Source organism: Caldicellulosiruptor diazotrophicus (assembly GCF_017347585.1).
GTDB lineage: Bacteria > Bacillota > Thermoanaerobacteria > Caldicellulosiruptorales > Caldicellulosiruptoraceae > Caldicellulosiruptor > Caldicellulosiruptor diazotrophicus.
The window spans coordinates 1158727-1179683 of the sequence record NZ_AP024480.1 but is presented as its reverse complement, the minus strand read 5'-3'; the positions used below and the strand labels follow the sequence as shown (position 1 = coordinate 1179683).

20 protein-coding genes are annotated in these 20957 nt (G+C 36.2%); 2 read left to right on the top strand and 18 right to left on the bottom strand.

The features are described from left to right. Positions 1 to 37 precede the first annotated feature (37 nt). The 8 genes from gpmI to era form a co-directional block, all read right to left on the bottom strand. Positions 38 to 1576, bottom strand: coding sequence for a 2,3-bisphosphoglycerate-independent phosphoglycerate mutase (gpmI, locus tag CaldiYA01_RS05615; RefSeq protein WP_207182401.1), 1539 nt, complete (start codon positions 1574 to 1576; stop codon positions 38 to 40). Between the two features lie 24 nt (positions 1577 to 1600). Then, complete coding sequence (gene tpiA / locus CaldiYA01_RS05610) at positions 1601 to 3553, bottom strand: triose-phosphate isomerase (protein WP_207182399.1); 1953 nt, start codon at positions 3551 to 3553, stop codon at positions 1601 to 1603. Between the two features lie 108 nt (positions 3554 to 3661). Further along, positions 3662 to 4675 (bottom strand): type I glyceraldehyde-3-phosphate dehydrogenase, encoded by a 1014-nt coding sequence (gap, locus tag CaldiYA01_RS05605; RefSeq protein ID WP_013403223.1) that lies wholly within the window; start codon positions 4673 to 4675, stop codon positions 3662 to 3664. A gap of 90 nt (positions 4676 to 4765) precedes the next feature. Further along, a complete protein-coding gene (locus CaldiYA01_RS05600; RefSeq protein WP_207182397.1) occupies positions 4766 to 5788 on the bottom strand; it encodes a sugar-binding transcriptional regulator in 1023 nt (340 codons plus the stop codon). Between the two features lie 158 nt (positions 5789 to 5946). Continuing rightward, a complete protein-coding gene (gene ppdK, locus CaldiYA01_RS05595) occupies positions 5947 to 8598 on the bottom strand; it encodes a pyruvate, phosphate dikinase (RefSeq protein WP_207182395.1) in 2652 nt (883 codons plus the stop codon). Positions 8599 to 8710: 112 nt separating this feature from the next. Beyond that, positions 8711 to 10006: a glycine--tRNA ligase gene (locus CaldiYA01_RS05590; RefSeq protein WP_307729599.1), complete on the bottom strand. Its 1296-nt coding sequence runs from the start codon at positions 10004 to 10006 to the stop codon at positions 8711 to 8713. Positions 10007 to 10067: 61 nt separating this feature from the next. Next, a complete protein-coding gene (gene recO, locus CaldiYA01_RS05585; RefSeq protein WP_207182391.1) occupies positions 10068 to 10802 on the bottom strand; it encodes a DNA repair protein RecO in 735 nt (244 codons plus the stop codon). Between the two features lie 7 nt (positions 10803 to 10809). Continuing rightward, on the bottom strand, positions 10810 to 11712 hold the full coding sequence (gene era / locus CaldiYA01_RS05580) for a GTPase Era (RefSeq protein WP_207182389.1): 903 nt from the start codon (positions 11710 to 11712) through the stop codon (positions 10810 to 10812). Positions 11713 to 11834: 122 nt separating this feature from the next. Here era and CaldiYA01_RS05575 point away from each other — a divergent pair, with 122 nt between their 5' ends. Continuing rightward, complete coding sequence (locus CaldiYA01_RS05575) at positions 11835 to 12725, top strand: RluA family pseudouridine synthase (protein WP_207182387.1); 891 nt, start codon at positions 11835 to 11837, stop codon at positions 12723 to 12725. Here CaldiYA01_RS05575 and CaldiYA01_RS05570 read toward each other — a convergent pair. The 8 genes from CaldiYA01_RS05570 to CaldiYA01_RS05535 are packed head-to-tail and all read right to left on the bottom strand — an operon-like array spanning position 12658 to position 18381. Further along, a complete protein-coding gene (locus CaldiYA01_RS05570; protein WP_207182385.1) occupies positions 12658 to 13881 on the bottom strand; it encodes an aminotransferase class I/II-fold pyridoxal phosphate-dependent enzyme in 1224 nt (407 codons plus the stop codon). The genes CaldiYA01_RS05575 and CaldiYA01_RS05570 overlap by 68 nt on opposite strands. Continuing rightward, positions 13878 to 14366 (bottom strand): Lrp/AsnC family transcriptional regulator, encoded by a 489-nt coding sequence (locus tag CaldiYA01_RS05565; RefSeq protein ID WP_207182381.1) that lies wholly within the window; start codon positions 14364 to 14366, stop codon positions 13878 to 13880. The genes CaldiYA01_RS05570 and CaldiYA01_RS05565 overlap by 4 nt, the downstream gene beginning before the upstream one ends. Beyond that, positions 14366 to 14950: a hypothetical protein gene (locus CaldiYA01_RS05560; protein ID WP_207182379.1), complete on the bottom strand. Its 585-nt coding sequence runs from the start codon at positions 14948 to 14950 to the stop codon at positions 14366 to 14368. The genes CaldiYA01_RS05565 and CaldiYA01_RS05560 overlap by 1 nt, the downstream gene beginning before the upstream one ends. Further along, the gene (locus tag CaldiYA01_RS05555; protein WP_207182377.1) at positions 14947 to 15183 is read right to left on the bottom strand and encodes a PRC-barrel domain-containing protein; all 237 of its coding nucleotides are present in this window, start codon (positions 15181 to 15183) and stop codon (positions 14947 to 14949) included. Before CaldiYA01_RS05555 ends, CaldiYA01_RS05560 begins: the two co-directional genes overlap by 4 nt. Before the next feature lie 21 nt (positions 15184 to 15204). Next, the gene (gene dut / locus CaldiYA01_RS05550; protein ID WP_207182370.1) at positions 15205 to 15648 is read right to left on the bottom strand and encodes a dUTP diphosphatase; all 444 of its coding nucleotides are present in this window, start codon (positions 15646 to 15648) and stop codon (positions 15205 to 15207) included. 16 nt (positions 15649 to 15664) lie between these two features. Beyond that, complete coding sequence (locus tag CaldiYA01_RS05545) at positions 15665 to 16939, bottom strand: M16 family metallopeptidase (protein WP_207182368.1); 1275 nt, start codon at positions 16937 to 16939, stop codon at positions 15665 to 15667. 15 nt (positions 16940 to 16954) lie between these two features. Then, a complete protein-coding gene (locus CaldiYA01_RS12465; protein ID WP_207182366.1) occupies positions 16955 to 17530 on the bottom strand; it encodes a J domain-containing protein in 576 nt (191 codons plus the stop codon). Further along, positions 17527 to 18381 (bottom strand): DUF5685 family protein, encoded by an 855-nt coding sequence (locus CaldiYA01_RS05535; protein WP_207182358.1) that lies wholly within the window; start codon positions 18379 to 18381, stop codon positions 17527 to 17529. The genes CaldiYA01_RS12465 and CaldiYA01_RS05535 overlap by 4 nt, the downstream gene beginning before the upstream one ends. 149 nt (positions 18382 to 18530) lie before the next feature. Between CaldiYA01_RS05535 and CaldiYA01_RS05530 the strand changes: the two genes are divergently transcribed. Further along, entirely contained in the window at positions 18531 to 19064 is a 534-nt protein-coding gene (locus tag CaldiYA01_RS05530; protein ID WP_207182356.1) for a hypothetical protein, read from the top strand. A gap of 33 nt (positions 19065 to 19097) precedes the next feature. Here CaldiYA01_RS05530 and atpC read toward each other — a convergent pair whose 3' ends face one another. Further along, positions 19098 to 19511 carry an ATP synthase F1 subunit epsilon gene (gene atpC, locus CaldiYA01_RS05525; RefSeq protein WP_207182354.1) on the bottom strand — a complete coding sequence of 138 codons (414 nt, stop codon included), beginning with the start codon at positions 19509 to 19511 and terminating at the stop codon, positions 19098 to 19100. Between the two features lie 20 nt (positions 19512 to 19531). After that, positions 19532 to 20935, bottom strand: a complete 1404-nt coding sequence (atpD, locus tag CaldiYA01_RS05520) for a F0F1 ATP synthase subunit beta (protein WP_207182352.1) — start codon at positions 20933 to 20935, stop codon at positions 19532 to 19534. Positions 20936 to 20957: the final 22 nt, after the last annotated feature.

The window sequence follows — 20957 nt, the reverse complement described above, 5'->3', positions numbered from 1 at the left end:
TCCTTCTGAATATTTTTTGCAGTCTCTATAAATGAATTTATTTAATAATAAGCGAACTTCCTTTCATCTCTGAAGGCTTTTCTAACCCTAAGATGTCTAAGATTGTCGGAGCAATGTCTGCTAAAATTCCGTCATCTCTTAATTTAACATTGCCATACCCAACAAGATACAAAGGCACCTTATTTGTTGTATGAGCTGTATGAGGCTCGCCTGTCTCATAATCAATCATCTGCTCGCAGTTACCATGGTCAGCAGTTATTATTGCAACGCCGCCTTTTTGCAACACTTTATCCACAACTTTTCCTATGCAGCTATCTACAGCCTCAACAGCCTTTATAGCAGCCTCTAAAATGCCTGTGTGCCCTACCATGTCACCATTTGCATAGTTGCAGATTATTACATCATATTCATCTTTTTCTATCCTCTCAAGCAAAGCTTCGGTTACCTCATAAGCACTCATCTCAGGTTTAAGATCATATGTTGCCACCTTTGGTGATGGTACCAAAACCCTGTCTTCTCCGACATTTGGTACTTCCACACCGCCGTTGAAGAAGAAGGTGACATGAGCGTACTTTTCTGTCTCAGCAATTCGAAGTTGTTTTAACCCTAACTTGCTGAGGTATTCTCCCAAAGTGTTTGTTAAGTTCTCTGGTTTGAAAGCAACATAACAGTTCTTTATTGTCACATCATACTGGGTCATGCATACAAAGAACACTTCAAAATATCCCTTTTTCCTTTCAAACCCGTCAAACTCAACATCACAAAATGCTCTTGTGATTTGTCTTGCTCTATCGGGTCTAAAGTTAAAGAAAATAATACTGTCATGTTCATTTATTGTTGCGACAGGCTTCCCGTTTTCAAGTACAACAGTCGGAATTACAAATTCATCAGTATTACCTTTTTCATACGACTTTTCAACCGCCTCTAATCCTGAGTTTGCATATTCACCTTCACCAAAAACCATTGCATTATAAGCCTTTTCTACTCTTTCCCACCTTTTGTCTCTGTCCATTGCATAGTATCTGCCCATCACTGTTGCAATCTTGCCACAACCTATTTCTTTCATCTTCTGTTCAAGCTCTTCAATATAAATTTTTGCGCTTGAAGGTGGGACATCACGCCCATCTAAAAAACAATGAACATATACTTTTTCAAGATTATGCCTCTTTGCAAGCTCTAAAAGTGCATAAAGGTGAGTGTTGTGACTGTGGACACCGCCATCTGATAAAAGCCCCATTAAATGCAGGGATGAATTGTTTTTTTTGCAATTCTCTATTGCCATTAAAAACTCTTCTTTTTCAAAAAAGTCACCATCTTTAATTGACTTTGTTATCCTTGTGAATTCTTGATACACAATTCTCCCAGCACCTAAATTTAGATGACCTACTTCAGAATTTCCCATCTGACCTTCAGGAAGACCAACGTCCATGCCACTGCTGCCAATCAAAGTATATGGGTAATTCTTTTCGTAATGGTCAAGGTTGGGGGTCTTACCCAAAGCAACGGCGTTTCCCTCTTGCTTTGGATTATAACCCCAACCATCCATGATGATAAGAACAACAGGTTTTTTCATCATCTTATTCCCCTTTACTTGCCATAATTAGTAGTGTAATATCTTTGCAAATTCCTGAGCATTAAGGCTTGCACCGCCAACTAAGCCTCCATCAATCTCTGGCATATTGAAAATGTCAGCTGAATTTGCAGAGTTTACACTACCACCATACTGAATTCTCACTTTCTGGGCAGTATCTTCATCGTAAATCTCTGCAATTACACTTCTGATAACCCCAATTACTCTATTAGCCTCTTCAGGTGTTGCATTCTTACCTGTGCCTATTGCCCAGATAGGCTCATATGCAATGACAACCTTTTCAACATCTTCTTTTGAGACACCATTTAGTGCTATCTTGACCTGAAGCCTTACAAGCTCATCTGTAATACCATATTCTCTTTGCTTAAGTGTCTCACCAACACATACAATAGGCTTGATACCGAACTTGAGCGCTGCTAACACTTTCTTGTTCACAATCTCATCAGTTTCGCCAAAGTACTGCCTTCTTTCAGAGTGACCAATTACCACATATTCAACTCCAACTTCCTTTAACATGGGACCTGAGATCTCACCTGTATATGCACCTTTTTCTTCATAGAACATGTTTTGTGTTCCAAGTTTTATATTTGTTCCTTCTATTGCTTCTTTGACATAAGGAACAAGAATTGATGGAGCACAGATAACTACTTCTGCCTGAACATCATCAATATATTTTTTCAGCTCTTCAACAAACTCTTTCGCCTCAATAGGAGTCTTGTTCATCTTCCAGTTTGCTGCGATTATCTTTTTTCTTGGATTTTTATCAAGAAGACATGCAATACCTGGTAAAACTTTGCCTTCCAAGAACTCTAATGAAGCACCGCCACCTGTTGAAATATGTGTCATCTTATCAGCAAACCCCAGTTTTTCAACAGCAGCCGCAGAGTCTCCACCACCGATAATTGCAATTGCGCCATTTTCTTCAACTGCTTCAGCAACAGCTCTTGCGATAGCTTCTGTTCCCTTTGCAAAGTTTGGAAATTCAAATACACCCATTGGTCCGTTCCAAACAATGGTCTTTGCCTTCTTTATCTCTTTTGAGAAAAGCTCAATTGTGGTATTCCCTATGTCCATACCCATCATATCGTCTGGCATTGCATCTGATGGTACGTACATAAACTCTGTATCATTTTTAAACTCTTTTGCTACTATGCTTCCAACAGGCAGCAGAAGGTTTACTCCTTTTTCCTCTGCCTTTTTCATTATCTCTCTTGCAACATCAAGCTTATCATCTTCGCATTTTGACTTCCCGATTTTATATCCTTTTGCCTTCAAGAAGGTATAAGCCATTGCACCGCCAATTAAGAGGCTATCAACCTTTTCAAGAAGATTTGTAATAACCCCAATTTTGTCAGATACTTTTGCGCCACCCAAGATTGCAACAAAGGGTCTTTGCGGATTTACAAGAGCATTGCCAAGCATTTCTATCTCTTTTTCCATCAAAAATCCAGCAACTGCTGGTAAGAACTCTGCGACACCTGCTGTTGATGCATGTGCTCTATGAGCTGTACCAAATGCGTCATTGACATAAATGTCTGCAAGCGATGCTAAGGCCTTTGCAAATTCTCTATCATTTTCTTCTTCTTCTTTGTGGAATCTGACATTTTCAAGAAGAACTACATCTCCTTCTTTCATTTGCTCAACACATTTTTTCGCATCATCGCCTATAACGTCTTTTGCAAGAACAACTTCTTTGCCGAGAAGCTCAGAAAGTCTTTTTGCAACAGGAGCCATCGAGTATTTCGGGTCAAATTTGCCTTTTGGTCTTCCCAGATGAGATACTAGTATTACCTTTGCATTATGGTCAATAAGATACTTTATTGTTGGAAGAGCCTCTTTTATTCTTCTATCATCTGTAATATTACCATTTTCATCCTGCGGAACGTTAAAGTCGACTCTTACTAAAACTCTTTTATTAGAAACATCTATATCTCTTATTGTTTTTTTATTAAACCTTGGCATGTTTCAATCACCCCAAAATATATTTTTCAAATCAAGACTGGTCCGGAAGATATTTGCTGTCATACAATCTTTCCCGGACCAGTCTTAGAAGCTGTTTCTTTATTTAAATTATAGTCCTTTGTTTACAATATAGTTCAAAAGATCAGCAACTCTGTTTGAGTAGCCCCATTCATTATCATACCATGCAACAACCTTTACAAGTGTATCCTCGATAACCATTGTTGAAAGTGCATCAACTATTGAAGACCTTGGATCGCCTTTGTAGTCAACAGAAACAAGTGGCTCTTCACTGTATCCTAAAATACCCTTTAATTCGCCTTCTGCAGCAGCTTTCAAAACGCTGTTTACTTCTTCCTTTGTTGTTGGCTTTTCAACCTCAAACACAACGTCTGTAACAGAAACAGTTGGTGTTGGAACTCTGAGTGCAAAACCGTTAAGTTTTCCTTTGAGGTGTGGAAGAACAAGTGCTACCGCCTTTGCCGCACCGGTTGTTGTTGGAATAATAGAAAGCGCTGCAGCTCTTGCTCTTCTTAGATCCTTGTGAGGAAGGTCCAAAATCTGTTGGTCATTTGTATATGAGTGAACTGTTGTCATAAGACCTCTTTTTACCTTGAAATGCTTGTCAATAACCTTTGTAACTGGTGCTAAACAATTTGTTGTACAGGATGCATTCGAAATTACATGGTGCTTAGCAGGATCATACATCTCCTCATTTACACCCATAACAATTGTAATATCTTCATCTGTCGCTGGAGCTGTGATAATTACCTTCTTTGCACCTGCTTGAATATGCTTTTCAGCATCCTGCTTCTTTGTAAATCTACCTGTTGACTCAATTACAACCTCAACTCCTAAATCTTTCCATGGTAAGTTTGCTGGGTCTTTTTCAGCTAATACCTTTATCTCTTTGCCATTGACAATTATTGATGTGTCTGTATAATCAACTGTACCATTAAAAATACCATAACAAGAATCATACTTTAAAAGATGTGCTAACGTCTTTGGATCTGTCAGGTCGTTTACCGCAACAACTTCAAACTCATTTGGATATTTCGCTAAAATTGCTTTAAAAGCATTTCTACCAATTCTTCCAAAACCATTAATACCAATCTTAACAGCCATCTCAACCTACCATCCCTTCATTATTTTTTTTATTTTTACACTGCAAAAGCTGCCTGCTCTTGCAGTGTTTTTACCAACATGCCGTTTATTTTACTTTTCTAAACTTATAATTCTTTTAGCAATACCTTCGTCAATAACAAATATAGTAGTGTTTTTTATCTCCCCAAGCGATAAAATCGCTTCTGCTTTGTGTGACCCACCTGCAACTCCTATCATATATTTAATGTTTTTTATTTTTTCAAGTTTTATACCTATTGTAGTGGTTGAATACACAATCTTGCCAGATTTATTAAAATAATACCCAAATATTTCGCCGATTGCTCCAAACTTTTCAAGTTTTTCTATTAAATCCTCACTCAACTTCCTTCGTTTAGCCATTTCAATTGCATTTCCTATCCCAAATATAAGCATATCTGCACTGTTAATATCATTCAGAACTTCTTGAACCTCTTCTTTTTTAATCAAAAGATTATAAACCTCTTCATCCATTGTATCAGGTAAATGAAGAAGCTTATAACTACCGTTTATCTTTTTTGCTAAGTTTGCCGCAAGTGTATTTGCCTGCTTTTCTACTTCCTGCCCTATCCCGCCTCTAGCTGGAACAACCAATATGTCTCTAAAAGAACACGCTGGGAAATTGTCAACAACCTCTTTTACTGTTTGTCCACCTGTCACTGCAATTATCTTTACATTTTCTAACAACGACATGACAACCTTGCTCGCCAAAATTCCAATCTCTTTTAGTACGTAATGGTTCAAATCAGCATCTCCTGGGACAATGTAAACATCTTTTGCTCTTAAAATTTCTTTTACCTTTGCTCTTACTTCTTCTAATCCCTTTATATCATATACTATGTTAGAAAGTTTTTCAAGAATCTCTTTACCTTCATTTGTTAAAAACATGCCATTTTCAGTTACATTTATGAATCCTAAATTTCTTAATATGTCTATTTCATTTCTAACAAATCTTTCAGTGAGACTAAGTCTTTCTGCAAGAACTCTTCGGCCAATTGGTTGATAATAGCTAATATTTTTGAGAATCTCATATCTTCTTTCAATAATTTCAACAATTTCAGGAGCAATTTTATTTATAGATTCAAAATAACTTTCCATAACTCTCTCATTCTCCAGTGGGACAAATTTATCCACATACCTTGCTTTTTAGTCCCAATAATATTATACCATTTTTTTATTTCCATTCAAGTGTATACATACAAAAAAAGCAGAGGAAGGCATTTTTTTGCCTTCCTCTACTCCTCTTCACAATAGTTTTATTTATCAATAAATGCCTTCATCTTTGATTTTACTTGAGCCTGTGCTGCAGCAAGTCTTGCAATTGGTACTCTGAATGGTGAACATGATACATAGTCAAGCCCTACGTTGTGGCAGAACTCTATGCTGGATGGATCGCCACCATGCTCACCGCAGATACCAAGTTTGATGTCTGGTCTTGTTGCTCTTCCAAGTTCTGCAGCCATCTTTATGAGTTTGCCAACACCTTTTTCATCAAGTCTTGCAAACGGGTCTGTTTCGAATATCTTCTTTTCAAAGTAGTCATTTAAGAACTTACCAATGTCGTCTCTGGAAAAACCAAATGTCATTTGTGTCAAGTCATTTGTACCAAATGAGAAGAACTCAGCTTCTTTTGCAATCTCATCAGCAGTAAGTGCTGCACGTGGTACCTCAATCATTGTCCCAACTTTGTATTCAATCTTAACACCTTTTTCTTCCATAACTTTTTCAGCTGTCTTTACGATAATATCTTTAATGTATTTTAGCTCTTTGAGTTCACCAACAAGAGGAACCATTATCTCAGGAACAACATCAATACCTTCATTCTTTACATTGATTGCTGCCTCGATAATAGCCCTTGTCTGCATCTCAGCAATCTCTGGATATGTTACAGCCAAACGGCAACCTCTGTGTCCAAGCATTGGGTTGAGCTCGTGTAAGCCCTGTACAATTGCCTTGAGTTCTTCAAAGGTGATGCCCATCTGTGCTGCAAGTTCTCTTATAGCATCATCTTCCTTCGGCAAGAATTCATGAAGTGGTGGGTCTAAAAGTCTTATTGTAACAGGGTAACCTTTCATTTCTCTGAACAGTGCTTCAAAGTCTCCTCTTTGCATTGGTAGAAGCTTCTCAAGAGCTTTTCTTCTTTGATCTTCTGTTCTTGCAACAATCATCTCTCTCATTGCAGGAATTCTATCTTCTTCAAAGAACATATGCTCTGTTCTGCAAAGACCAATACCCTCTGCACCAAACTTCCTTGCCTGTGCAGCATCTCTTGGTGTATCTGCGTTTGCTCTAACTTTAAGTTTTCTTATCTCGTCAGCCCATTGCATAAATGTTGCAAAATAACCTGTGAGCTCTGGTTCTTTTGTTGGAAGTTCTCCAGCATATACGTATCCTGTTGAACCGTCAAGTGAAATCCAATCCCCTTCACGATAAACTTTTCCATCAGGTGTAGTGAAATATTTCTCTTCTTCGTTTATAGTAATGTCGCCACATCCTGCAACACAGCATTTACCCATACCTCTTGCAACAACTGCAGCATGTGATGTCATACCACCTCTTGATGTCAAAATACCCTGAGCTGCAACCATACCTTCAATGTCCTCTGGAGATGTTTCTGTTCTAACAAGAATAACCTTCTTCTCTCCTCTTTCAACAGCAGCTTTTGCTTCTTCAGCTGTGAAATAAATCTTACCTGTTGCAGCACCAGGTGATGCAGGAAGACCCTTTGCAATTGGTTTTGCAGCTTTGAGTGCATCTGGCTCAAATGTCGGGTGAAGTAGTGTATCAAGCTGTTTGGGGTCAACTTTTAACATTGCTTCTTCTTTTGTGATAAGACCTTCTTCCACCATATCAACTGCAATCTTAAGCGCTGCCTGTGCAGTTCTCTTACCATTTCTTGTCTGAAGCATATAGAGTTTGCCTCTTTCGATAGTAAACTCCATATCCTGCATGTCTTTGTAATATGTTTCAAGCTTCTTTGCAATGTCAGCAAGCTGCTGGTAAACCTCTGGCATTGTCTCTTTCAAAGCAGAGATTGGCTGTGGTGTTCTGATACCTGCGACAACGTCTTCACCCTGTGCGTTCATCAAGAACTCACCATAAAGCTCTTTTTCACCTGTTGCAGGATTTCTTGTAAATGCAACGCCTGTACCAGAGTCGTTGCCCATGTTGCCATATGCCATCATCTGAACGTTTACTGCTGTTCCCCAATCGTGTGGGATCTCGTTAAGTCTTCTGTATACAATAGCTCTTGGGTTGTTCCAGGACCTGAAAACTGCTTTTACCGCTTCTAAGAGTTGAACTTTGGGATCTTGTGGGAAATCTTCACCTTTTTCAGCTTTATAAAGATCTTTGTACTTTACAACAACCTCTTTTAAATGCTCAGCTGTCAAGTCTGTGTCGTATTTTGCACCATACTTTTCTTTGACTTCATCAAGTATCTTTTCAAACTTGTTCTTTTCAATGCCCATAACAACGTCAGAGAACATCTGGATGAATCTTCTGTATGAGTCGTATGCGAACCTCTCATTGTTTGTAAGCTTCGCCAACCCTTCAACAACTTCATCATTGATACCAAGGTTGAGGATTGTATCCATCATACCTGGCATTGAAACTCTTGCACCGCTTCGAACAGAGACAAGAAGAGGATTGCTTGGATCACCGAATTTCTTGCCTGTGATCTTCTCTAGTTCAGCAAGTTTTTCAAAGATTTCTTCTACAATCTCATCTGCTATCTTTTCGCCTTCTTCATAGTATCTTGTACAAGCTTCTGTTGTGACAGTAAATCCAGGAGGAACAGGGAGTCCAAGATTTGTCATCTCAGCAAGATTTGCTCCTTTTCCACCAAGAAGTTCTCGCATGTCTTTGTTTCCTTCATAGAACATGTAGACGTATTTCTTTTTACTCAATTAAAATCCCTCCTATGTGAAATTTATTAGGGAAGATATATAAAGGTGAAACTTGGCATGTTACAACATAAAATATTATAGCATATTTTTGCAGTTTGAGAATATATTTTGTTTAAAACTTTACCTCAATTTTTTCTTCAAGGTAAGGAATTATTTCTTTTATATGCACCCTCACTTGCTCCATGGTATCTCTATCTCTTATCGTAACAGTTTCATCTTCTAAAGTCTGATAATCCACCGTGATCCCGAATGGTGTTCCTATCTCATCTTGGCGTCTGTATCTTTTGCCAATGCTACCACTCTCATCGTATTGAACAATCCACTTGTATTTAAGCTCATTGTAAATTTCCCTTGCTTTTTTCACAAGATCTTCTTTTTTCATAAGCGGGAACACAGCAGCTTTTACAGGCGCAATCGCAGGATGAAGGTGAAGTACTACTCTAAAATCATCTTCCTCTATCTGCTGGTATTCATATGCATCAATTAAAAATGCAAGTAAAGACCTGTCCACACCCGCAGATGGCTCAATTACATATGGAATATACCTTTGTTTTGTCTCATCATCAAAGTATGTTAAATTTTCGCCACTGTATTTTTGATGCTGTGTCAAGTCAAAATCGGTTCTGTTTGCAATACCTTCAAGTTCAGACCATCCCATCGGGAATAAATATTCAATGTCCACACATGCTTTCGCATAGTGTGCAAGCTCATCCTTACCATGTTCACGAACTCTCAAGTTCTCCTTTCTTATTCCCAGCTTGTAATACCAGTTTATCCTTTGCTCAATCCAGTGTTTGTGCCAGTATTCGTCAGTCCCTGGCTTTACAAAATACTCTATTTCCATCTGCTCAAACTCTCTTGTCCTGAAAATAAAGTTACCAGGCGTAATTTCATTTCTAAACGACTTACCAATCTGAGCAATCCCAAAAGGAAGTTTTTTTCTCATAGTCTGTTGTACGTTAATAAAGTTTACAAAAATACCTTGTGCTGTTTCAGGTCTCAAATACACTACTGCAGACTCGTCCTCCACAGGACCCATAAATGTTTTGAACATAAGGTTGAACATCCTTGCCTCAGTAAGTTCACCGCCGCATTCAGGACATTTGTATTCTTGTAACTGGTCTACTCTCCATCTTTTTTTGCACACCTTACAGTCAGCCATAGGGTCGGCAAAATTACTCAAGTGTCCGCTTGCTTCCCACACCTTTGGGTTCATCAAGATGCTCGAGTCAAGCCCCACAACATCGTCTCTGAGCTGGACGTTTGCTTTCCACCACAGTCTTTTTATATTATTTTTCATCTCAACACCAAGAGGACCATAGTCCCAGCAGCTATTAAGTCCACCGTATATTTCGCTTGATTGGAATATAAATCCACGACGTTTGCAAAGGGCAACTATTTCATCCATTGTCACCATATTGCTCTTACCACCTTCAAATTTATTATTTTAATCACAAGTCGAATTTATTTTATTGTATAAACCTAAAAAAATCAAGAATTTTGATATCTTTTTGTAATACCATTTTAATATATGGTAGCGTTATTGTCTTTATCTTGTTATTTAAAGACCTGTCAAGCGAAATCTTGTTAAGCTTTTTTAAGTTGGTTGCTGCAATAACCAAAATACTCTTTACAGTTTCAATCTCAATTTCTATATCATTCTCCTCTTTACAGTTTTCACACGTAAGACCACCATTTTTGAAAGAAAAGAATGTTCTTATAATCTCCTTTTTTTCACATTTAACACACTGAGTAAACTGAGGAAAGAAGCCTGTATATATTAAAATTTTTATTTCAAATATCCTGCTGACTACTTCAGGGTCTTTTCCTTTTTTCAAAAGATAAAGAGAATTCAAAAGAAGCCTTAAGACTTCTTCGTTTTTTTGTTCAAATTCTAAAAAATTGTCAACAAGTTCAATAAGATATCCCGAATAAATTGCAAGATTTACATCTTGAGATAGTTCAAAAAATGATTCAATCAAAGAGGCTGAAGAAATTGAATATACATCCTTTGTCTTTTTTATAACAAACTCACAGAACATAAGCGGCTGAGAACAAGCAGATAAAGCACTCAATAATCTTCTACAATTTTTCGACAAAACTTGAATTTTTCCTAAATCACTTGTAAATAAAGTTAAAATCTTACTTGACTCTTCAAAGTTTGTCTCTTTTATTACAATTCCTTTAGTTTTAATTAATTTCATCTAATCATCAGACCTCTTTAAGGTTATAACCAAACATTTTCATTGCAGAGACGTCATCTCTCCAGTTTTTCTTAACTTTTACCCATAGCTGAAGATTTACTTTTATTCCGAATATCATTTCAAGCTCTTGACGTGCTTGTATCCCAATTTTCTTCAGCATCTGACCGCCTTTACCAATAATTATTGCTTTATGTGAATCTTTTTCACAATAGATTGTAGCTTCAATATCCAGTATATCCTTATTTTCTCTTTCTGCAAATTTCTCAATGGCAATTCCAACACCGTGCGGTACTTCTTCAGAAAGATTCAGTAAAATCTTTTCTCTTATAATCTCTGCCACAATAAAGCTTTCTCTCACATCAGTTGTCATCTCATCAAGATAATACTTTGGCCCTTCTGGAAGCAACTCTTTTATTTTTTCAAGAAGCAGGTCGCAATTATACCCATTAATTGCGGCTATGTCAATTATAGATTTAAAATTCAGCTTTATGGAGAAAATACTTTTAAGTATTTCTATATTTTCTTTTGAAGCAAGGTCAGATTTGTTCAAAACCAAAATTTTGGGAGTTTCTACTTCCTTTAGTTTTTCTATTATTGCTTCATCCCATGGGCCAATTCCATTGTCAATTGCTTCTACAATATACAAGATCAAATCTACTTCTTTCAAAGTCTTTTCAGAAACCTTTACCATATACTCACCCAGCTTGTTCTTTGGGGGATGGACGCCTGGCGTGTCGATAAATATAATCTGAGCATCTTCTAATGTTAGGATACCCTTTATACTGTTTCTGGTTGTCTGTGGCTTGGGAGAAATAATAGAAATCTTTTTGCCAACAAGGTAGTTCATAAGAGTAGATTTACCAACATTAGGACGTCCAATTAACGCAACAAATCCGGATTTGAATGCCATAAACTATATCACCTCTACTATATTGTGATATAATTGTTTTAAAAACATTAGCAACCTAAATTCTTACTAAAATTATCATATCATATGTTAAAAAATTTTAACAGGAAGGATGAGAAAACACTATGAAGTTAATATACGTGGTCAAAAAAGAAGATTTGAACATGACATATAAACAGATATTGCAAAAAAGACTCTCTTTTTCTTCAACTCTGATGAGCAGATTAAAGGCACATGGTCAAATAAGATTTATCCCCCCAATCTATTCGATTCATCAATATCCACAAGAAAATGCTGTAATTGAAATTGATTTGATATCTTACAAGTCAAACATAGTTGCTGTTGAAGGAAGCATAGATATATTGTATGAGGACAACTTCTTTTTATTTGTAAACAAACCTTCCGGTTTACCTTCACATCCATCTAAAGGCCATTACTTTGATACAATCGCAAACTATGTTGAGTATTATTTAAATTCCAAAAACCTTACAACACATATAGTAAATAGGTTAGATAAAGATACATCTGGAATAGTTTTATTTGCTAAAAACTCTTACTTTCACAGTATCGTTTCATATGAGTTTGAAAAAAGACGAGTTGATAAGACATATATTGCAATTGTTCACGGTATACTCCCAAAAAAAAGCGGGTTTATTGAAAAACCCATTAAACGTTCGCAGCATGGAATTAAAAGAGAAATTCATCAAGATGGCTATTTTGCCTCCACATATTATGAAGTTATTGATTCTTTTGGAAACTTCTCAGTTTTAAAGTTAAAACCAATAACAGGCAGAACACATCAGTTAAGAATTCATTTAGCATCAATTGGTTATCCGATTGTAGGGGATTGCATTTATGGAGAAGAAAAAACACAAAATACCCCTTTACTTCTTCACGCTTATTCAATAAGATTCAATTTCAAATTAATTAACAATAAAGTTTATGATATTACTTCTCCACTACCATATTATTTTCACGAATTTGCCGGGAAACACCTTGAGATTTTATGTTCATAACAAATTTTTCTATTCTGTCTAATGCTTGTTTTATGGTTTCAATCGAATAGGCATACGAACATCTTATAAATCCCTCTCCTGACCTCCCAAATGCAGTGCCTGGTACAACTGCTACTTTTTGTTCGTACAAAAGCCTTTCTGCAAACTCCTCAGAAGGAAGACCGGTAGACTTTATTGATGGAAAAACATAAAACGCCCCTTTTGGTTCAAAACACTCAAGTCCCATCTTGTTAAATCTACTCACCATGTAACGCCTTCTTCTGTTATACTCCTCTCTCATTTTCTCAACCTCTGAAAGCCCATTTTTAAGTGCTTCAATTGCAGCATATTGAGAAAATGTAGGAGCACTCATTATAATGTACTGATGTACCTTTGCCATTGCTTTAATAAAAACCTCATTAGCAGCAACAAATCCTAGTCTCCAACCTGTCATGGCAAAAGCTTTTGAAAAACCATTTATCACAATAGTCTTTTCTTTCATTTCAGGGAAATTAGCAATTGAAACATGACTTCCTTCATATGTAAGTTCAGCATATATTTCGTCTGAAATTACTATGATATCTTTATCCTTCAGTACATCAACAATCTCTTTTAAATCATCTTTTGTCATAATAGCACCTGTTGGATTGTTAGGATAAGATAAGATAATAGCCTTAGTTCTGGAAGATATTCTTGGTAAAATATCTTCTGCCCTTAGTTTGAAATCATTTTCTGGTTTTGTTTCAATCTCAACTGGTACACCACCTGCAAAAATTACACATGGTTTGTATGAAACAAAGCATGGTTCAGGAATCAAAACCTCATCACCAGGATTTACTATACTCCTTAAAGCAATATCAATTGCTTCGCTTGCTCCAACAGTTACTAAAATCTGATCTCTGTAATTCGGATAGTCAAGGTCAAATCTATCTTTCAAATACCTACTAATCTCTTTTCTCAGCTCCAAAAGCCCGAAGTTGGAAGTATAATGGGTATGTCCTTCTTCAATAGAATATATTCCCATTTCGCGAATGTTCCACGGAGTTACAAAATCTGGTTCACCAACTCCAAGTGAAAGAGCATCTTTCATCTCAGATACAATATCAAAAAATTTCCTAATACCTGAAGGCGGAACACTTTGAATACTTTTTGAAATGTATTTTTCTAAATTATTCACGGTGTTATAACCTCCCTGTCGTCCCTTTCGCCATCTTCAAGTATCACACCTGCATCTTTATATTTTTTCATTATAAAGTGGGTTGCTGTTGAAAGAACATATTCAAGCGGTGCAAGTTTAGAGCCAACAAACTGAGCAATATCTTTCATGCTCTTGCCTTCTACAACAACATGTAGGTCATAATCTCCCGAAAGCAAATACACAGCCTTTACCTCAGGAAACTTGTAAATTCTTTTAGCAATAGCATCATAACCAAATCCTCGCTGAGGAGTCACTTTTACCTCGACTATTGCTTCAACAACTTCTTTTTCTGTTCGTTCCCAGTTTACAATTGTGTGATATTTTACAATAACTTTATCTTGTTCAAGCTTTTTTATAATCTCTTCAATTTTTTTCTTATCTTCGCCAAGCATTACTGCAATTTCTTGAGCAGAGAGTTTTGGATTTTGTTCTAAAATCTCTAAAACCTTTATTTCTACATTCATCACTCTTCCTCCTTTGCAAGATGTCTCAAAAATTCTATCAATAACCCTTTCTCCCTCATACTTTCAATTACCTCATGGTTTATAATAATTCCTGCAGGTATTATCAACTCATCGTCCACATAAAAGTCTTTTTGCAATTTTTTAGCTGGCAAATACTCGTTATCTTCTATAAATCTTTCTATTTCTACTATCAAATTGAAAATTCTTTTTATGATATCTTCTTTGTATTTTTCAAAATATTTAATATGCTGAATTATACTCTCTTTAATCTTTTCAAGTTCATCTAAGGTTTTTGAATATTCTATTTGAACCTCTTGTGCTTTTCTGGAATAGTATTCTTCCCATTCGCTTACAAAAAAGTCCTCAATAAAGACTTTATAATATTCTATATCTTTTATATGTAAATTAGATAAATTCTTTTTAAGCCTTTCTATCTCCTTAGCAAGTTTCTGGTTTTCCAAAATTAAAAATTCTATCTCCTTATCAAGCTTAGAGATTAAATTCTCAAAACTTTGGGCAAGATTTTCAATATAACTTCTCACTTGAGACTTTGAAAAGCCAAAAAAAGAGGTTGGAAGAATCATTCATGTTCCCCCTCTTTTATATTTGCAATTATTACATCCTCACCAATCACAACAATATCATCCCATGGAATTACTGTTGACTCCCACCTAAATCCTCGTTTCTTTTTTAGTTCAATGCTCAGTATATTTCCTTCATCGTCAATTACCAACTCCAACGACTCAGAACTTCCAACAATTTTGCCTGACTGCTGACATACAACAGGTTTTGAATTTTTTATTTCGCTCAAAAGCATACTGTTACCCTCCTACCTTTTTTACACACCACTTGAACCAAATCCTCTGTCTGCTCTGGATGTTGTTGATAGCTCTTCTGCCTCTTCAATCTTTTCTACTCTTTCAAACTTTGAAACTACCATCTGAGCTATCCTATCTCCTCTCTTTACTACAAAAGGCTCCGTGCCCAAGTTAATTAATATTACTCCTATCTCCCCTCTGTAATCACTATCGATTGTTCCAGGAGAATTTAAAACAGTAATGCCATGTTTTAAAGCAAGACCACTGCGAGGTCGTACCTGTGCTTCATATCCTTCCGGAAGTTCAATGTAAAGACCTGTTCGGATAAGCTTTATCTCACCGGGGTTTATAATCTCTTCTTTTTCAACACACGCGAACAGGTCCATTCCTGCCGCCCCGCTTGATATATATGCTGGAAGCGGCAGATCCTTTGCATCCTCTGCTCTTTTTACCTTCAAGACCATAAATGCATTCTCCTTTCTAGTACGTCAATACTCTTTGATCAAAGATTTTTAAATCAATCTCTTTTTTATTTCCAACAACAGCAACTGAAAATTCTTTTGACAAAACTTCTTTTGCTGTGTTAATCACCTTTGTATGGTCAATTGAATCTATAATCCTTGTAATGTGTTCAAGTTCCATAATTTTGTTTAAAAGTAACATATTTTTCCCCATGTTCGACATTCGGCTGCTTGTATTTTCAAGCCCAAATATAATACTTCCCTTTATCTGCTGTTTGGCAACCTCAACCTCATCAAGTAAGATTTCACCCCTCAAAAACAGACGCAGTTGTTCCATGATTTCTTTGTACACCGCTGAAATATTTTTTGGGTTTGTTCCCGCATAGACAATGAGAACTCCAGCATCTTTGAATGTACTTACAAACGAAGTTATGCTGTATACAAGTCCTAATTCCTCTCTTATTCTTTGGAAAAGTCTTGAACTCATCCCTCCACCAAGAATATTAGACAAAACTAAAAGCTCATAAACCTTTTCATCTTCCTGCCCAAAACCTTCAAATGTGATAGCCAAATGAGCTTGGTCAATTTTCTTGTTTTTAATAACAAAACCTCTATTAAAACTCGGTTTTGAAATAAAATTAAAATTGCCTTTTTTATTATTTACACTCTTCCAATCTCCAAAATACATCTCTGCAAACTTTACAAGTTTTTCTTCTTCAAAGTTGCCAGCAACAGATATTACAATATTCTGAGGAATATATCTTTCTCTCATATAATTTTCAATTTTGTTCTTATCTATCTTTTTTACAGTGGCTTCTCTTCCAATTATGGGATATGAGAGTGTTTGATTCCCCCATATCAAATCATTAAGTGACTGATATAGTATCTCTTCAGGATCCTCTTTTGTCATATTGATTTCTTCAATAATTACTGTTTTTTCTTTCTCTATCTCTTCTACACTAATGACAGGATTTAAAATTAAGTCTGATAATATATCAAAACCTTTTTGCAAAAACTCATCTAAAATCCTTACATAAAAACAAGTATACTCCTTTGCAGTAAAAGCATTTATCTGTCCACCAATTGATTCAATTTCATATACAATTTCTTTCGAGCTTCTGTTTTTTGTGCCTTTAAATAGGATATGCTCGATAAAATGGGAAATTCCATTACTCTTTTTTGTTTCATACCTTGAACCAGCCAAAACCCAAATACCTATACTCACAGTTTTAACTGTATCAATTTTTTCATATACAAGTCTTATACCATTTGAAAGCGTATAAAGCTTTACCACAAAAAGGTAACCTCCTTAGCAACCAATATCGTTATCACAACAACATTCCCAACATGCAATTATCTGACATATTGTACAAATGTCGCAGTCATTATGCCTCCTATATCCCCTATTGTATGCTGACCATTCATAATTTCTTGAAGCCATTTCAAACTGTTCTTTTGCACGCCTGTACTCATAGTTCCCAGGGTCACGATTGTAGGCTTCAATAAAGTATCGGTATGCTTGGTTTATCCATCCTCTTTTTTGATATATTATTCCCATCAAATAGAACCATTCTGCGTCATTTCGAGGGTTTTGATTTAGTATACTTTCTGCTTGAGCTATATTACCCTGCATAATCAAGTCTCTCACCTGTTGGTAAAGAGAAGTTTGATCGTATGTAGAGTATTCATAGTTTGAATATTGATCATTCATAAGGATATTATATGCTTCATTTATCTCTTTTAACTTTTCTTCTGCAAGTTCTCTTAAAGGATTGTCCTTAAACTTATCTGGATGGTATTTTTTTACAAGTTCAAGATAAGCTTTTTTTATTTCTTCCTTTGAAGCACCTTTTCTCACACCCAAAACCTCATAAGGGTCTCTCATTGCTCCTTCAACTCCTTAAAGAAGTTTGTTTTAAAACGCTCTAAAACCTGCTGTGTTTTTGAGTACATACCAACCTGAACAATGTTGTTTAGTATTGAATTATTGTACCCCTTAACATAGTTACTTAATATAGCAAGATAATTTTCCAAACTAATCTTCAAAATACTGAGTTCGTATTCAAAAAGTCTTTTATCTTGCCTACACTTTTCAAAGTGGTACTTCAGACAATTATATCTCTTTTTCTTCACATCATCAATATAGTCGTCAATAGCGTCAATGATGTATACCCACACACCTGTATAATATCCAATTTGTCTCAAAAATTCTTGGTCATTGTATGCAAATATTTCTCCCAAGATATTACCAAAATTGTGCGCAAGTTCATCTATACTTTCACAGCCATTTTTCTCAAGGGATATTTGTCTTTTAAATAATTCCTTTATCTTCTCAAACGTTGCCCTGTGTGATTTTGTTATCTTATTTATATACAATTTCAAAATGTTATAAGGGACATAACTTAATAAATTCTTTTCATCAAGAATGTTATCATAAAGCTTAAAAAAACTCAAAAGAATCATCTGATTGCTCACATATTCCAAGATTTCATTAGATTTTATAAAAAGCCTTTTCTTGATTGGGTGAACAAAACATCTTGTTTTTCCTAACTCATCTTTGACATTAAAATGCTCTTTTAGCACAAGATACAAAAAAACAAAATCATAGTTAAGAAATACCCGCGGAAGATTTCCTACTTTTTTAGTCTGAAGACATACACCACAGTAAACTGCATTGTAATATTCATATTCTCGCATTTTTAGTTCTGGCTTATAAGGAACAACATATCCAAACACTAAATCTCTTTTTCTCCCTTTTTCTTTTACTCCTTATGTTTTTATAGTAGCAAAAATGATTGATAATGTTAAGCAAATTTTAGTTGATTTTTTCTTGAAGAGTAATTAATATTATTGTGATAGCACATCATATTTTAGGAGGAAAGAAAATGGGTTATAAATACTGTCCGAGATGTGAACTGAATAGAATCCCAGAAGACCAAGATTTGTGTCCTGTGTGCAAAAAGGATTTAGAACAGCTAAAAAAGGTTACAGAGGCAAATATGAAGCTATGCCCATACTGTCATGAAGAGTATATTCCAGAAGACCAAGACATGTGTGAGTCTTGTTTTGAAGAAAGACTGCTCACTGGAGTTGTGGATGATTCAGAAATTGAAGAAGAAACAATCAAAGAAGAAACTGGCTCAGAGTTATTTGAAAATGATTTTGTAGACATAGAACCAGATATTCTAAGTCAGTTACCTGATGAAGAACTTGACCTTGTGGACGCACCATTAGACTTAGAAGAATTAGAAGTGGAAGAAGAAATATTATTGGATGATGAAGATATAAAGGAAGAATCAGAGAACTATGAAGAAAAAACCGAGATTGAAGATGAAAATTCCTCACCTGAAGAAGAGACAAATAGCAAATCAAAAAAGGAAACAAAATCCGAAAAGAAAAAAGGAAAAAAGAAAAAATAAATGAGGCAGTGCATTTCCTTTGCACTGCCCTTTTTATATCTCCTTTTTATTTTCTTCGGCAAGTTTTAGCCTGTTTAGTGCTCTGTACAGCGCTGCTTTGTACCTTTCAAATTCATCAGGAGGAAGTTTTTGCTCAAGTCTCTTTTCTGCCCTCTCTTTTGCCAAAAGCGCTCTTTGCTTGTCTATCTCCTCTGGCCACTCTACAGCATCACTTAATATTGTTGCCTTATTGTTTTTCACTTCAAGCAAACCACCAGCAATAGCTGCTTCTCTCCACCTTCCATCTTTTTTTATCCTCAACTTTCCAATGCCAATAGGCACAACAATAGGCTGATGGTTCGCCATAATACCTATTTCGCCATCTATTGTTCGTAAAACAATCATTTCAACCTTGTCTTTAAAAAAGACTCTTTCAGGCTGGAGAACCTCTAATTCAAATTCAGCCATCTTTAAATTCACCTCAAGATTTATTTGCCTTTTATGTCTTTTTCGTAGTTTTCATATACCTCATCTATCGTTCCTACCATGTAAAAATACTGTTCAGGAATATGGTCCATCTTCCCTTCAATTATCTCTTTAAACCCTCTTATAGTGTCTTTTAACCTCACATATCTTCCAGGTCTTCCTGTGAAAGCTTCAGCCACAAAGAATGGCTGGGATAAAAATCTCTGAATTTTTCTTGCTCTGTAGACAATTAATTTATCTTCCTCAGATAACTCATCCATACCCAAAATAGCAATAATGTCCTGAAGCTCTTTGTATCTTTGAAGTATTTGCTGGACAGTCCTTGCAACATAATAGTGTTCTTCTCCCACAATTCGCGGGTCAAGTATACGTGAGGTTGAATCAAGAGGGTCAACTGCAGGATATATTCCAAGCTCAGCAATCTGTCTTGATAAAACTGTTGTTGCATCTAAATGTGCAAAGGTTGTAGCAGGTGCCGGGTCTGTAAGGTCATCGGCAGGCACATATATAGCTTGTACAGAGGTAATTGATCCTCTTTTTGTAGAAGTTATTCTTTCCTGTAATGCACCTACCTCGTTTGCAAGTGTTGGTTGATACCCAACTGCCGAAGGAATTCTTCCTAAAAGAGCAGACACTTCAGAACCTGCTTGGATGAACCTAAAAATATTGTCAATAAACAGAAGAACATCTTGCCCTTCTACATCTCTGAAATACTCAGCCATGGTAAGCCCGGTCAGAGCTACTCTCATTCTTGCCCCAGGCGGCTCGTTCATTTGGCCAAACACCAATACAGTCTTCTCTATAACACCAGACTCATTCATCTCAAGCCAAAGGTCGTTACCTTCTCTTGTCCTTTCACCAACACCTGTGAAAATTGAAAAACCACCGTGCTCTGTTGCTATATTTCTTATAAGCTCCATTATAAGGACAGTCTTACCAACCCCTGCACCACCAAAAAGTCCTATCTTACCACCTTTTGCGTACGGAGCTAAAAGATCAATGACTTTTATACCTGTCTCAAAAATTTCAACTGCAGGTACCTGTTCTTCAAACGACGGTGCACTTCTGTGAATGGGCCAGTAATCTGAAGCTACTACTTCCCCTTTATTGTCAATAGGCTCTCCCAACACATTAAATATTCTGCCAAGCGTCCCTCTCCCTACAGGTACTTTAATAGGTCCACCTGTGTCTGTTGCTTTTACACCTCTTCTAAGTCCGTCGGTGGAACCTAATGCTACACATCGAACAGTGTCATTTCCAAGATGTTGGGCAACTTCAGCAACAAGTTTTTTACCATCAAAGTTAATTTCAATAGCATTGTTGATGGCTGGTAAACTTTCATTCTCAAATCGTATATCAATAACAGGTCCTATAATCTGGACAACATATCCTACATTTTGTTCCATTTTTGACTACACTCCCTCAATC